Origin of the sequence: Pseudoalteromonas haloplanktis ATCC 14393, assembly GCF_000238355.1 — a bacterium.
Lineage (GTDB): Bacteria > Pseudomonadota > Gammaproteobacteria > Enterobacterales > Alteromonadaceae > Pseudoalteromonas > Pseudoalteromonas haloplanktis.
Genome location: NZ_AHCA01000003.1, coordinates 138481 through 151896, shown reverse-complemented (window position 1 = coordinate 151896; position 13416 = coordinate 138481). Strand labels below are relative to the sequence as shown.

The window sequence follows — 13416 nt, the reverse complement described above, 5'->3', positions numbered from 1 at the left end:
AGTACGGGGCGTTATAGCCCCATACTTTGAAACCAGGAGTAATAATGAAATGGCTAAAACGCTTAAACTCAGCCTTATCTCTGCTGTTATTGTCAGTTGCATGCAGCCAACAGGCTACCGCCGAGCTGGACTCAGTTTCAACCAAGGTAAAAATGAAATCCCCGCAGATGGTCTTGACCAAGAGCAGCTTGATGCAATTGAAAATGATCCACGCTTATCGGTGCAAGCTATACCGCTCGATGCGAGTACTACGCCGCAATCACAGCTGGACGCAAATAACCTGGGTGCAGATTTAGACAACCCTTTGCTCTATACAAACGTTGATTACACTCAAGCCCCAATTGAGCTACAGCCAGTTATTGCGCTAATGATTGATGCACAATTTGCAGAGCAACCTAGTTGTGCTCAGGTCGCTTATGAAACGCCAGGCGAAACCGAAGGCGAAGTAATTAAAGTTAAAGTACCTGCGCTTACTCGTGATTTAGCGTGGCAATGGCTACAAGAAGCAGCTAAAGCAGGCGAGGGCGCGTAAATGGCTTACGCAACAATAACCGCAATGCAACAACGTTTTGGTGAGCGTGATCTTATTTATTTAAGTGAGCGCGACGACGCCCCCGATGATGTGATTAATACCGCAGTTATTGAGCAGGCTATAAACGATGCAAGCGACGTGATTAACGGCTATTTAGCTGGGCGTTATGAGCTACCGCTTGTCACCGTTCCTAATCTACTTGAGCAGTTTTGTTGTGATATTGCTCGCTATAAGCTCGGCACAAATGATGTACCTGAGCATGTAGAAACCCGTTACAAGGATGCAATTAAATTTTTAATGTCAGTAGCCAAAGGCGAGCTAAGTATAGGTGTTGATGCTCTGGGGCAAGACGCCAAAGTGCAAGACACCGCCACCATACAAAGCGCAGGAACCGTGTTTTCACGTGAAAAGTCAAAGGGGTTTATTTAATGTTTGAAATTACCACCGACTATTTTGCCGCTCAAACCCCACTTAAACAGGCACTTGAACAAGTTCCAGGTATTAAGCGTGTTTACTTAAGCGACGAGTTAGCTGACGTAAAAGAAGACCGACAAACAACCCCCAGCATTCACCTTATGTACTACGGCGATAACTTACCGGAGAGTAAAAACGCCGGTTATTTAATGCAGTTAACTCAAACATGGATTGTTGTACTGGTAGTGCGTAAGCAAGACACAAACGCAGGTGAGCACCTAACAAACATTATTCGTGCTATGGCGGGCAAAGTGCTTAACGGCACTGGGCCGTGGCTTAGAGTAAACACCCCAGCTAAACCCCAATTCACCAAAGGCCATGCGTATTACCCGCTGGCTTTTACTTGTCAAATGAGACTTAAAGGAGCGCTTTAATATGAGCGACGGTATTTTATTAGCGGGCAATATTTTTGTTGATCGCTTAAACGAACAAGGCGTAAGCACAGGCCAAATATTTGGCCCAATTAACACCACTAAGCTCGGTATTAAAACTGAGGCGGATTCAGTAGTCCGTACATCAAATAAAAAGGCCAGTAAGGGCCAAGCCCTGGATGATGTAAAAATCGCTAAGCCAGCGGCCATTACATGGGAGTTTGATGATCAACCAGCGGAAATGGTTGCTTTAGCATTGATGGGTGAAGTTGCGGCTATCAACGATGCAGCGGGCACGTTAACGGATGAAACAGTGATATTGCCTGATAATCAATCGTGGGTTGTTGTACCTGGTCAAAACTTTACTGATGACGTAGTTGTTAAGCAAGCCACTGAAAATAAAGTCGCGGGCGTTGATTACGAGTTTAATTATGCCCTTGGCATGATCCGTTCAATCAAGGGTGGCTCGCTTGCCGCTGGTGGCAGCATTACCATTACGGGCAGTTATAACGCCCGCACCGGCAAACGTATAAAAGGCGGTACTAAGTCACAAACACGTTTACGTATTTTTGGCGAAGGGACTAACTTAGCAAATGGTAAGCAAGTTAACTTTGAAATTTACGACACTTCTATGATGCCTACGAAGGAGCTTGATTTAGCCGGCAGTGAGTTTGTCAGTGCAGCACTTGAAGGCACAGCAAAGCTTGTAAATGGCAAAGACGAACCATTCTACATTGACGAGCTAGACGCTTAATTAATTACCTCGTACCAAAAGGCTCAGCCCGAGCCTTTTTATTCCCCATTTAAACACTGTTTAAAACTGAGTTAACCCATGGCAAATAAAACCCTCGAACTAGCCCTACGCGTTGTTGCAGAGGCAACTGGCAAGCAAAATATTGAGCAACTGGTTCAAGAGCTGCGCAACATTGAGCAAAGCGCCGATGCTGCTAATCCTGCTGCTGATAAACTCAGTGAATCACTAGACCAAACCGATAACAGCGCCAAGAAAACCAGCCAAACCGCTGGCAAGCTTGCCAACGAATTAGACGGATTAGCTAATCAAGCTGATCTAATACGTGCATTTGAGCAGTCAAAACAAAAATTAGAACAACAAGAAATAGCCACAGCGGCTGCCGCTCACGCACTTGAACAATTACAAACCGAAGCTAAAAACACTGATAAGCCATTTGTGCAACTCGCGCGCTCATTAGAAGCCGCAGAAAAAGATTTAACCCAAATGCGCACCGAGCTTACACAGCAAACAAGTAAGCATGCAGCATTACAAACAGCCCTTAAACGCTCTGATGTTGATACTAATAACCTACGTGCGGCCAAACGTGACTTAGCAGCCCAGTTTGATAAATCTGGCCGCTCTGTCGATAAGTTCAGTAATGAGCTGCGCACTGGCACCACAGCCCAACGCGCTCAAGCACAAAGCTTAGACGGTGTAATTGGTAAAGTAACTGCACTGGCCGCCGCTTATGTTGGGTTTGATCGGGTAGCCCAAGCCGTAAGCCAAGTATTTACCACCGGTGATAAATTTGAAAAGCTCGGCGTGCAAATGCAAGCGCTTATGGGCGGCATTGCGGGCGGTGAAAAAGCCACTGCATGGGTAAAAGAATTTACTAAAAACACCCCGCTACAAATGGGCGAAGTAAGCCAGGCGTTTGTAAAACTAAAAGCGTTCGGCCTTGATCCGATGGATGGCACCATGCAGGCCATTACCGACCAAGCATTAACACTCGGCGGCGGGTTTCAAGAGGTTGAAGGTATCAGCCTTGCACTCGGGCAAGCGTGGGCAAAACAAAAGCTCCAAGGCGAAGAAATCCTACAAATGGTGGAGCGCGGTATACCTGTTTGGGATCTACTTGAAAAAGTCACAGGTAAAAACACCGTTGAGCTGCAAAAGCTATCAAGCGCAGGTAAGTTGGGCCGTGATGTAATTAAAGGCTTAATAGATGAAATGGGCCGTGCAAGTGCAGGCTCTGCTGCTGCACAAATGGCGCTCTTTAGCGGGCAAGTGTCAAACGCTAAAGACAACATGGAGCAGTTTTATAACCTTATAGCGCAAAGCGGCGCTATGGATTGGTTAAAAGCCAATATTACCGCGCTTAATACTGAATTTGCAGCAATGGCGAAGGATGGCCGCTTGCAAGAATGGGCGCAAAAAATTAGCGACACAATCGTAAGCACAGGTAATGCAATTAAAGGTGCAGCTGCCACGCTTTATGAATACCGCGAAGAAATCGCCACTGTCGCTAAAGTATGGCTGGCGCTTAAGGTAGGGAACTATTTTAGCAGTGTGATCAGCGGTGCAACCACGGCCATTGCATCACTAAGAACCTACACCGCAGCTATTGGCTCTACCACCGTGGCAACTAACGCCGCAGGTATTGCAGCAGCTAAATGGAGTACTGCGCTCAAAGCCGTAGGTAAAGCGGGCTTATACACCTGGTTAATTACCGAGTTAATCGACGTTGGTCTACTGTATAAAGATTTACTGGTTGCTGAGGAGTCACTCAGAAAGTCGCAACAAGCCAGTGCAATACAAGCCAAAGCTCTAGCCGATGAATTGCAAATGCTGTCTAACTCAACGGGTTTGATCATCCGTAATTCAGCCGAATTAGACGCATTGATTGAAAACGGTAAACTTGTTTGGGACGAAGCAACACAGCGCTATGTAAACCTAGAATACCAACAACGTAAATTAGCCGAATCCACTGCCGCTGCAATAGAGGCAGAGCGCCAGCGCCAAGAACTGCTTACGCTATCACTCCCCGAAGCCCTTAAAACCATTCAATCATTAGAGCAGCAGGCCACAAGCTTAGATGGTGTAAAAGTCGGCGTTGATGGCTTTATTCAAAGCATAGAATCAGCCCGTGTTGCAATTGCTGGCGCTGGTGAGCAGTACCAGGGCCAGTTAGCCATTTTAGATGCGCTAAAAGTAAAGTTTGAAGAACACGGCGCATTACTCGAGCGTCAAAAAATATTCGCGGGTGATGTAGAAAAAGCTTATGCAGAATTAGGCTTAACGTCGGTTAAAGCCTTAGATGATACCGCTAATAAATTACGCGCAGCGTATGAACTAATGCAAGAATCCGAGCAGCCATTAGCCGTACAACGCCAGGCATATTTAAAGTGGGCCGAAGCTGCCATTGCTGCCGCTGACGCAACAGATCAAACCGTGCCCTCAAGCATACAAGCCGCCGCTGCTGCGCTTGGATTAACGAAAGAGCTCGATAAACTCATTGAAAAAGCAAATGCCTTAAAGCCTGTAACTGACACAAACAGCGATGCAGTGAACCGCTTTGCTCGCGAGTTAGAGCAAACCCGCGACGCAATAAAAACCAATCAGCAAGTAATGGCGAGCAGCACGGCCACCGCTGAGCAAAAAGCCCAAGCGCAAGCCGCGTTGACCATTCAACAGCAGCGCTTATCAGACCAAACTAACGACTTAACACGCGTACAGCAGATAGAGCTGGCAAGCTTAGGTGAATTACAGCGCGAACATAGCCGCTTAACAGATGAACTTGAGCGCTTAAATGATCGCTATCAAGCAGGCAATTTAACAGCACAGCAATACAACTATGAAAAACAGCGCTTAGGCGATGTATTAAGCGTAGTAAATAACCTACTTGGTGACTTTAAAGGCGCACAAGATGCCGCAACGGCATCAACCCGAGCAGGCACGCAAGCCACTAATGATCAAGTTAAAGCGAATGAATCAGCCTCTAAATCATTACGTGAGCAAAAAGAAGAATTAGAACGTGTTGCTGCCTCAGCAAATCGCGCTGCGAGCAGTGTAAATAGTTACAATCAATCGCAACGTGCAAGCGTAAGTGATGTAGTCGATTATCAAGAAAAGCACGGACGTAGTGCATACGATTTAGACTCAAAAGAAATCAACGAAGAGCGCGAACGCCGCGCTTATGCAGATACTAAAAATGCGCAATTTAGTAAATTTAGCGGCCAAATTGATAATGCCAGCAGTAGCAAGGCGCTGACTGAGTTATACAATAAAATCAATAAGCAGCTTACATACCTAACGCGTGAGCAAAAGAGCACATTAAACGCAGCCATTAGCGCACAACAGCAAGCGATAAAAGCGCAAAGCACCACTCAAAAAGCCGTTGAGCAAGTGCAGTCTTATACGCCTGCACCAACGCCAAGCTATACGCCGCCTACAAACAATTATACGCCCAGTAATAAAGCATCTAACGGCGATTTAAACAGCCTTACAACTGCTGTACGTGAATTGATAACCGTACTTAAAAACCAACAGCCGAGCAATGGCAAAACAGTCAGGTTAGAGCTTGCTTTGCCAGGCGGCCAATCGGCCAGTTTATTAGCTCAGTTTGAAGAGCAATTTTTACAAAAACTTGAACAGTTGAGTAACACCCAATGATCGTAATAAATGCACAAAGCCTGGATAACTTTATTTGGCTTAATGAGTTTGATTACTTGCCAGTAGCCGAGCAAACCGAACGTGCGTTAAACGGCGCGCAGCATATTGAAAAAACACCGATACCCGCAGGCCGCCCAATCTATTTATACAGTGATTTTGAAGACGCCAGCGTATTTACACCATTGCATGAGCATGCACAAACAACCCTTACCGCGTTTGAAATAACCATACGCGGCACGGTATTTAATGTTGTGTGGGACCACAGTCAAAAAGCTGTTGAAGCCGTGCCGCATACGCACTTTTCAGACTCAGCACCTACACACTTTCAAAATATAAATTTACGTTTAAAAACTGTTTAAAGGTCCGATAATGAAAAGAACCGATTTAAAAATATTCAAACCGCAACGCATTGGCAATGAGTTGCATGCAGGCGGTCACCGCACCAGCAATGCAATTGTCAGCGGTCAACTTAACGATGTGTTTAGCTCAATCAGTGACATTGACCATGCCCGTTCATCATTTGATCTCGTCAAATTATACCCAGCGCTTAGCACAGACGATTCAAGCCGCTTGCAAGATGCGCATATATTTCTAAGTGATCAGCCAGATGACACGCTTGTAAACGTGCTGCTAGTTGAAGCTAAAGACCTAAAAGACACCGACACAGTTGCAGAAATGCTGCCGTACTTGGGGCTTGCTAGCACTAAATTTCACGGCACTAGCTTAATAACTGGTGCAGTTGCCGCACAAGGCAAAGAGCTAACAGTAGAGTCAATCACACGTACGTTAACGCCAAGCATTACTACCGTAAACTCAAAAATAGGTTTAAAACCAAGCAATAGCTCAGCGCTTAGAGAACATCGGATTTTAAGCTACGGACTGATAAATGACGTAAACATAGAGCTGCCAGATTTACTACTTTCAAACCCGGTTTTTTATGCTGAGTACCAACGTTACACAACGGATTTAACCGGGCGTTATGGGGTTTACACATTTAAACTAGAGCAGCACCAGTTAATAATTGAGAATGGAGTTATTAGTAACCAGCAGCGGGTTTGGGTTTCAGAAGGTCAATATTTCACACTGTTTTACTTATCAAATGAAGACTATCGTTTTCACTCGTTTACGGATGGCAACACTGTTAACTTATCTGCTGGTGAACGTGTATTACCGGGCTATTCACGACTTAAAAAAGTGGGTGAAAACAGTGTATACAAAGATGATTTACAGGGGCGGTTTATAGCAAACGGCTATATCTTTGCGACCATTGATTATGACACAGGTGTAATCACTGATGTTGATGGTGTCGATTATAATGGCACAGTCGAAGAAAACTTAGGTGTTACAATTGGTTTAAGCACCCCGTCAATAACTAAAAAGAACTGGCAGTTACCGTCTTCATCTTTTTCGCGTGACTCAGTTTATATTACGTTTGAAACTGTAGCAGGCGCTACGTTCTCAGCATCTAGCGATCTAAGCGGCAATATCACCGGCACTAATTGCACTGGTACAGTAAGCGGAACCGGCTATGTTGATTTAACATTTAGCGAGCCAGTAAAACCCGCGTCAATAAGCTACGATTATAACGAGATTGAAGTAACCACAGTACCAGCACCACCGGGCGGTTTTGATACCTCAACACTACCAAACAACGGCACTGTGAGTATATTCCATGAGTTTAATCCTGTTAGTGTTCAGAATCGGGAACGCACAGTCGCTGCAACTCTTACAAGCGGCCAAACGATTACTGTTTTAGCCGATGCTGATTTTATCGATATTGTTGACAGCTTAGGTGCAAGTTTATGGTCTGTGACTGATGACAATTACAGCTACGATGCTGTAACGGGTGATATAACTATCAACGCAGGTATAAGCGCATTTTCACCGCCGTTTATTATCACTGCAATTCAGTCAGAGCTTGCATTGATTGACGCAATCAACAGCAACACATTAAGCCTATTAACACCACTTAGCCGTGCTTATCCAGCTGGCGCAACGGTTAGCAGTGTGCAAGTGCTAGGTGACTTTCAAGCTCAAACTAAAGACGAACGCACCCTTGCAGCTTGGCAAAACAATTTTGGTGATACTGGCGCGGCTGCATCAAGTGCAATCAATACCACGCAATACCCAATAGAGCTTACAAACATTGGCGCAATAGCCCAGCGTTGGGCAATCGTGTTTACGTCAACCACTGCGTATAACGTGATCGGTGAATCAGTCGGTAACATTTACAGCGGCGATACGCTAAATGACTGTGCGCCGATAAACAGCTTTGCAGGCGCACCGTATTTCATATTACGCAAAGAGGCGTTTGGCGCAGGTTTAAACCCCGGTGAAGCGTTTTTATTCGAGACTCTAGCGGCAAGTAAACCAACAATGGTTACACGCTCAGTATCCCCCGGCCACTCTGAAATAGTGCGTGATAATTCAACTTTAAGTTTTCGTGGAAATAAGGATTAAGTTATGGCTCAAGCAGTAACAGTTTATCGCTGGGATGACCCCGGCGCACCTCAAATCACAGTCGGCAAGCCTGCTGAATATTTAGATGTAATAAAAAAATGTTTAACTACAGGTTATGGTTCAAAGCAACCGCTTGGATGGACGGTTGAAGATGAATCATTACCGGAGGAAACACCAAGACTAGCTATTAAAAACAATGTATTAGATGGTGGTTCCGGTGGAGTAATGATGTTCTCAGCATCTAACAACAATGCAATGACGGCTATACGTTGTCAGTGTGCATTGGATTATATATCTAAAGATGAGCAGCAAAGACTGGGGGGATATTTTGTAATAGGAGCTGGCAGTTCCGGAACTAATACTGCAAATAAATGGATCGTGATCGCGTCAGCTACTGCCTTTTATTTCATAGCTCTTCCTGAGGACGCTTTAACTCGTAATTATTTTGGTACTTACAGCCATATTTTGTTTTTTGCGGGAGATATAAAGTCATTTTATGGAGATGACCCTGCAAGATTCGTCACACTCTTTGGCAGAGTTAATTATGGGAGTGTAGTATGGAATGGTAGCTTAAATTATATTATAGGGGATTCTTTTTCTGGCCAAGTAGGTTATGTGTATTCGTTAGATTCATCACTCTCTAAAGCTAATTCATTTTTATCCAGTTATTTTGGTAATCATAGTGTTAATCAATCAAGCATTCAAAGTTCAACACCTGAGATTCGAGCGCTTTGCCCAATACTTTTGTGCACTGGAGATTATCAGTTAGCTGGAGCAGGCACTCATGGAAATAGCGAAACACTTCCATTTGCAAGAGGTGAAGTGCCTGGTCTTTTTGTTTCTCAAGAAAATGGCTATAGAAGTGCAAATATGCCATTTATAAAAAATATCAATGGTATCGATTTTTTTAGTGTACCTAGAGCAAACAGTGGTGGCACTAATGCATGGATATCTTTGGGAGATTGGTGATGATTTTACCCTCAGTGAAAATAAACAAATCTCCCTTGTTATTCTCGGCTTTAGTTGTAAATACGGAAGATGCGGAAAGGCTACTTGTTATAAATAAGTTGAATGGTGAAAAGGTTGCTCATTTCAGTATAAAAAATGGTAACAATGTCAGAATACTTCCCTTATTTTATTCGGTAAATCCTATTTTAGCTGTCGTTATGTTTGACGATGATGGGCAGTATAACGCCGCAATTCAAGATAATGTACAGGCAATGTTAATCGACCTATTCAGTTTTGATAAAACTAACCCATTACCATACGAGCCGACAGTAGCATGATTGAATTACGTTTTATTAACACATACAAAGTTAATAAATCGCCTCTTCAATTAAGCTATCAAAATGACATGGATGTCATGGGTAATGATGCCGCGTTGGTGATGCGATTTACTAAACCGCATGCAATAAATACATCACCGCTGATTATGCGCTTTGGTGATGACACTGGGCCAATTGATCCAACGCTACCGTTTTTGCAAGCGAATATCGGTATTGAGTCGGATTTAAGCTGGTTAAACCCGCAATTAATCACGCAAGTAAAAGTGCAAGCATGGCAAACCCAGTCAGTTAAAACCGAGTTTGAAACAGCGTTTAGCAACGCTGAATTAGTCCCTGTTGCATTTAGTTTTGACTGGCAAACCACCGCATTAGTTACAGCACAGAACAGCGTTACATGGGGTAATAGCGGCTATGTATCAAACGTTATTCAAATGCCCTATAAAATCATCACCAACATTGAGTACAACGAGTATGACTTTAACTGGTTAACCCCGTTAGATGTTGAAAATATCGAGTTTAAACAGCTTTGGAACAGCTCTGAATTACTCAAAACAGCGCGCGAGCTGCATTGGCATGTTAAGCCACTTTTAGAGTCACGAGAGCTGGTAATACACTACGGCGAAACAGACAAGGAATACATTTGCTACTGGCGCAACCATCCGTTTAAAGGCTATGTGAATTTAGAGTTCACAGCGCCAGCAGTAACGCAAAATGGGCGCTTAGTCATGCGCTTTAACAACCCCGACAAAGTATGCTATTGGGGCTTGCCGGGCGGCTTAGTTCGCGGTGATGATGACGTACCAACTATTGATCGCAAAATCCCCATAGAACCACAAATTAGGAATACATACATCATGCAGCCAACAATCAATTGTGTGCGTGTTTCAGACGATTTAAAAATACTCATCAACAGCGTTAATTACTCTATATCTCGCGGCCAATTTAGCGCAACAGCTAATATTAAATTTTGCTCACGCATCGACTTTGAACGTGCCCTGGGACAAGAGCTTAAAATCTCGCTAAATGGCTATGAATTTTATGTGATTTGTGAGCAGCCAAGCACTAGCAACCGCTTTGCAAATGCTAGTTATAGCGCAAGTTGTCGCAGTCGTTTTGCGTTACTATCTAACCCTTACGCAAGGGCTACAAACTACGCAAACCCAACAGCTAAAACTTTAGCGGGGATCATGTCTGACATACTCGTTAATACGGGCTGGTTACTCGATAATAAAATGATTGATTATCCAATCCCTACAGGCGCATTTACTTATACCAATTTAACCCCAGCAGCTGCACTGTTAAGCGTGGCTAAATCAGTCGGCGCAATACTCGATATTAACGACGCAACTAAAACGGTATCAGTAGTTCCAGCATGGCCCGTAATGCCATGGGACACAGCCAATGCAATTTGTGATGTGATCCTTAACGATTCAATCATACTTGAGCACAGCACTAGCCAAACAATAAACCAGGAACATAACGCGGTATTTGTGCGAGGTGAACAGCAAGGCGTAGCGTGTAAAATCAAACGTGCTGGCTCACTAGGTGATCAGTTTGCAAATGATGTTGTAGACACGCTAATCACCCACAATCAAGCAGCACGCCAACGTGGAACGTGCGAGCTGGCTAACAGCGGCAACAAACAAAATACAACAATAAGAACAAAGCTTTTAGACGACTTACCGCCAATCCGCCCAGGTATGTTAGTTGGCATCACTTACACAGATTCAGTATTTAAAGCCACATGCGACAGCATGACAATCAACGCCAGTATCAGCGACCAAGGCGCTATAACAGTTAGCCAAACAATACAGGTGGTAAGCAATGTCTAATACACTAAACCGACTAGGCTCAGTTCTCGATAAAACCCAGCGCACAATAGCAACCATCGTCACAGTAAATACAAACGGCACAACACTAGTCGAATACAGCGACAGCAGCCAAAGTGTTGTACTAGGTGATAGTGTTCAAACTGGCGCGGTATATGTAGAAAATGGCAGGATTGTTGGTTCAGCACCAACATTGCCATATACTGAAATTGAGATTTAAATCTATTGAATATAAAAGTGAATAATATGAATGAATGGACGATAAGAGTATCTATTGCTTGTGTGTTTACATTACTTGGGTGGATTATTGGTCACAGACTAGCTTTAGGCAGGGAAAAAAGAAAAGAGTTTAATCAAGCAGTTGAGCCCATTAGACATCTTATTCTTGGAAATAAAATAGTTACATTAAAAGATATAAATGCATTGGAATCTAAATTAGGTAGTGAGAGTAAACGTATTCGAAAGACTTTCATTGAAATCTACGAGCCAAATCAGGAAAAAATGAAAGAGTTATATGTTTGGGGAGGTTATGGCGGGCCAAAAATAGAAAACCAAGAAGAATATGACCGCTTAAATGAAAGTACTAAAAATGCTCTGATGAATGCTTGCAAGTTGAAGTGATTAATACCTTTTTATTATTTGGCAGCCAGATGAGTTTAACTTGTTGTAAAAACAGAAACGATAATGTAGATTTTGCGGCCATATTTAATAATAAAGGAGTTTAAATATGAAAATAGATAATTCTATCAACCTATCTAATACAAACGAACTAAACCAGAAAAACAAACAGCAGTTAAAGCCAACAACGGATCAGAAAGTTGATTTTGCGGCAACGTTAGAATCAGAAATGAAACTAATGAATGGCGGCGGTGGGCACCCAGTCAAAGATAAAAAACCTCAATAATGGAGCTGCCAACTATTGGTGTGATTTTAAGTTATTCATTCAATAAACTTGAGTTAATCGCTTTTATAGTTGCGTCTATATTGGCGTTCTATCGAAAACCAAAAAGTTATTCTATTGCTATTTCAGCGGGAGTTATGTCTGCTGGATTGGCATTAGGTGATTACTTGCACAGCAATGTATTAAGTCTGTTAGTTATTGATGACCAAATTTACTATTGGTACTTAGTATGGGCAGTATTCTCGCTTTTTCAGGCTTTTGCGGTAATAGGTTTTCATTGGTTGTTTGGTGTAATGTTTAACGAACTGGTTAAACTGGTGTTTATTACTATGGCCATAAACGCATTTTTAAACACTTTAATGTTTATTGATCGCAACATTACGGGATTGAATTTTAGCGGTAGGCCAAACGAGTATAGTGACGATAGTTGGTTACTTTGGGATGTTTACAGCATAGGGGTTAACGCAAATCTATTGTTTCTAGCACTAGCGTTGCTGTCCCGAGGCGAGTTGAAAGGTAAGTTAGTATGGATGTTCTTATTGTATTGTTGTTGCTTTGCGGCATTGTCGCTCTAGGTGTTTTCTCATATCGTTTCTATATGCTTGAAGCTATGGTAAAAATACCAGAAAGGCATTTGCAAAAGATAACTGATGAATCGCTATCAGAGTTATGCGGTTTATTAAGGCAAGAAGGTGTGCCAAAGGAAATTGTAGATTTAGTGCGTAATCGCAAGCTAGCGAGCCGTACGTCTCATTTAAAGCACTTTACCAATAATCCTAACGGTGTGTTCATCGAGCTGATTCGAGGCGCTGAGGAGCTTATAGACAGGCAATATGAGACAGGTGAAGACTTATCACAACCTATCTCAGCACTTCTCAAGTTGGCAAAGACCACCACCGAATAAAAAAGCAGCGAAAGCTGCTTTTTTATTAACCACCGCTTATCACCTTAGGCCGCGCGGCATAAGTGATAAAAAAAGAATTATCATTTAAACCCGTGCCATTTATCAAATTAGGTCGTCGGCTACAGCTGTTTGTGGCAAATTGTCTAAAGTTAGTATTTGCCAACATTGTTACGAGGCGATTTAAGTCGCCCCTTTGTAGGCCTTTATTAGCGTGGCTTTGCAAGAGTTATCCACGGTTTCTGTGGATAACTCTG

General features: G+C 43.2%; 15 protein-coding genes. All 15 read left to right on the top strand.

Annotation, left to right across the window (positions count from 1 at the left end; translation table 11 throughout):
• Positions 1-49 precede the first annotated feature (49 nt).
• The 15 genes from PHAL_RS0107600 to PHAL_RS0107530 all read left to right on the top strand — a co-directional run bounded on the left by PHAL_RS0107600 (position 50) and on the right by PHAL_RS0107530 (position 13162).
• A complete protein-coding gene (locus PHAL_RS0107600) occupies positions 50-532 on the top strand; it encodes an HI1506-related protein (RefSeq protein WP_016707821.1) in 483 nt (160 codons plus the stop codon).
• Positions 533-961, top strand: coding sequence for a gp436 family protein (locus tag PHAL_RS0107595; protein WP_016707820.1), 429 nt, complete (start codon positions 533-535; stop codon positions 959-961).
• Complete coding sequence (locus tag PHAL_RS0107590; RefSeq protein WP_016707819.1) at positions 961-1380, top strand: phage tail terminator protein; 420 nt, start codon at positions 961-963, stop codon at positions 1378-1380. The genes PHAL_RS0107595 and PHAL_RS0107590 overlap by 1 nt, the downstream gene beginning before the upstream one ends.
• Position 1381: 1 nt before the next feature.
• On the top strand, positions 1382-2131 hold the full coding sequence (locus PHAL_RS0107585; RefSeq protein ID WP_016707818.1) for a phage tail tube protein: 750 nt from the start codon (positions 1382-1384) through the stop codon (positions 2129-2131).
• 78 nt (positions 2132-2209) lie between these two features.
• On the top strand, positions 2210-5782 hold the full coding sequence (locus PHAL_RS0107580; protein ID WP_016707817.1) for a tape measure protein: 3573 nt from the start codon (positions 2210-2212) through the stop codon (positions 5780-5782).
• Complete coding sequence (locus PHAL_RS0107575) at positions 5779-6141, top strand: hypothetical protein (RefSeq protein WP_016707816.1); 363 nt, start codon at positions 5779-5781, stop codon at positions 6139-6141. Before PHAL_RS0107580 ends, PHAL_RS0107575 begins: the two co-directional genes overlap by 4 nt.
• 10 nt (positions 6142-6151) lie before the next feature.
• A complete protein-coding gene (locus PHAL_RS0107570; RefSeq protein ID WP_016707815.1) occupies positions 6152-8242 on the top strand; it encodes a hypothetical protein in 2091 nt (696 codons plus the stop codon).
• Positions 8243-8245: 3 nt separating this feature from the next.
• Positions 8246-9211, top strand: a complete 966-nt coding sequence (locus PHAL_RS0107565; protein ID WP_016707814.1) for a hypothetical protein — start codon at positions 8246-8248, stop codon at positions 9209-9211.
• Entirely contained in the window at positions 9211-9528 is a 318-nt protein-coding gene (locus PHAL_RS0107560; RefSeq protein ID WP_016707813.1) for a hypothetical protein, read from the top strand. Before PHAL_RS0107565 ends, PHAL_RS0107560 begins: the two co-directional genes overlap by 1 nt.
• Positions 9525-11360 carry a hypothetical protein gene (locus PHAL_RS0107555; RefSeq protein ID WP_016707812.1) on the top strand — a complete coding sequence of 612 codons (1836 nt, stop codon included), beginning with the start codon at positions 9525-9527 and terminating at the stop codon, positions 11358-11360. Before PHAL_RS0107560 ends, PHAL_RS0107555 begins: the two co-directional genes overlap by 4 nt.
• The gene (locus tag PHAL_RS0107550; protein ID WP_016707811.1) at positions 11353-11577 is read left to right on the top strand and encodes a hypothetical protein; all 225 of its coding nucleotides are present in this window, start codon (positions 11353-11355) and stop codon (positions 11575-11577) included. The genes PHAL_RS0107555 and PHAL_RS0107550 overlap by 8 nt, the downstream gene beginning before the upstream one ends.
• 26 nt (positions 11578-11603) lie before the next feature.
• Entirely contained in the window at positions 11604-11978 is a 375-nt protein-coding gene (locus PHAL_RS0107545) for a hypothetical protein (protein WP_016707810.1), read from the top strand.
• Between the two features lie 106 nt (positions 11979-12084).
• On the top strand, positions 12085-12261 hold the full coding sequence (locus tag PHAL_RS24220) for a hypothetical protein (protein WP_016707809.1): 177 nt from the start codon (positions 12085-12087) through the stop codon (positions 12259-12261).
• Positions 12261-12833 (top strand): hypothetical protein, encoded by a 573-nt coding sequence (locus PHAL_RS0107535; RefSeq protein ID WP_016707808.1) that lies wholly within the window; start codon positions 12261-12263, stop codon positions 12831-12833. The genes PHAL_RS24220 and PHAL_RS0107535 overlap by 1 nt, the downstream gene beginning before the upstream one ends.
• Complete coding sequence (locus PHAL_RS0107530; RefSeq protein WP_232321839.1) at positions 12785-13162, top strand: hypothetical protein; 378 nt, start codon at positions 12785-12787, stop codon at positions 13160-13162. The genes PHAL_RS0107535 and PHAL_RS0107530 overlap by 49 nt, the downstream gene beginning before the upstream one ends.
• The last annotated feature ends 254 nt before the right edge of the window (positions 13163-13416 follow it).

Bases quoted from the DNA above. Each gene is read 5' to 3' on its own strand.
- PHAL_RS0107600 (WP_016707821.1), top strand. From the start codon at position 50: ATGGCTAAAACGCTTAAACTCAGCCTTATCTCTGCTGTTATTGTCAGT.
- PHAL_RS0107595 (WP_016707820.1), top strand. From the start codon at position 533: ATGGCTTACGCAACAATAACCGCAATGCAACAACGTTTTGGTGAGCGT.
- PHAL_RS0107590 (WP_016707819.1), top strand. From the start codon at position 961: ATGTTTGAAATTACCACCGACTATTTTGCCGCTCAAACCCCACTTAAA.
- PHAL_RS0107585 (WP_016707818.1), top strand. From the start codon at position 1,382: ATGAGCGACGGTATTTTATTAGCGGGCAATATTTTTGTTGATCGCTTA.
- PHAL_RS0107580 (WP_016707817.1), top strand. From the start codon at position 2,210: ATGGCAAATAAAACCCTCGAACTAGCCCTACGCGTTGTTGCAGAGGCA.
- PHAL_RS0107575 (WP_016707816.1), top strand. From the start codon at position 5,779: ATGATCGTAATAAATGCACAAAGCCTGGATAACTTTATTTGGCTTAAT.
- PHAL_RS0107570 (WP_016707815.1), top strand. From the start codon at position 6,152: ATGAAAAGAACCGATTTAAAAATATTCAAACCGCAACGCATTGGCAAT.
- PHAL_RS0107565 (WP_016707814.1), top strand. From the start codon at position 8,246: ATGGCTCAAGCAGTAACAGTTTATCGCTGGGATGACCCCGGCGCACCT.
- PHAL_RS0107560 (WP_016707813.1), top strand. From the start codon at position 9,211: ATGATTTTACCCTCAGTGAAAATAAACAAATCTCCCTTGTTATTCTCG.
- PHAL_RS0107555 (WP_016707812.1), top strand. From the start codon at position 9,525: ATGATTGAATTACGTTTTATTAACACATACAAAGTTAATAAATCGCCT.
- PHAL_RS0107550 (WP_016707811.1), top strand. From the start codon at position 11,353: ATGTCTAATACACTAAACCGACTAGGCTCAGTTCTCGATAAAACCCAG.
- PHAL_RS0107545 (WP_016707810.1), top strand. From the start codon at position 11,604: ATGAATGAATGGACGATAAGAGTATCTATTGCTTGTGTGTTTACATTA.
- PHAL_RS24220 (WP_016707809.1), top strand. From the start codon at position 12,085: ATGAAAATAGATAATTCTATCAACCTATCTAATACAAACGAACTAAAC.
- PHAL_RS0107535 (WP_016707808.1), top strand. From the start codon at position 12,261: ATGGAGCTGCCAACTATTGGTGTGATTTTAAGTTATTCATTCAATAAA.
- PHAL_RS0107530 (WP_232321839.1), top strand. From the start codon at position 12,785: ATGGATGTTCTTATTGTATTGTTGTTGCTTTGCGGCATTGTCGCTCTA.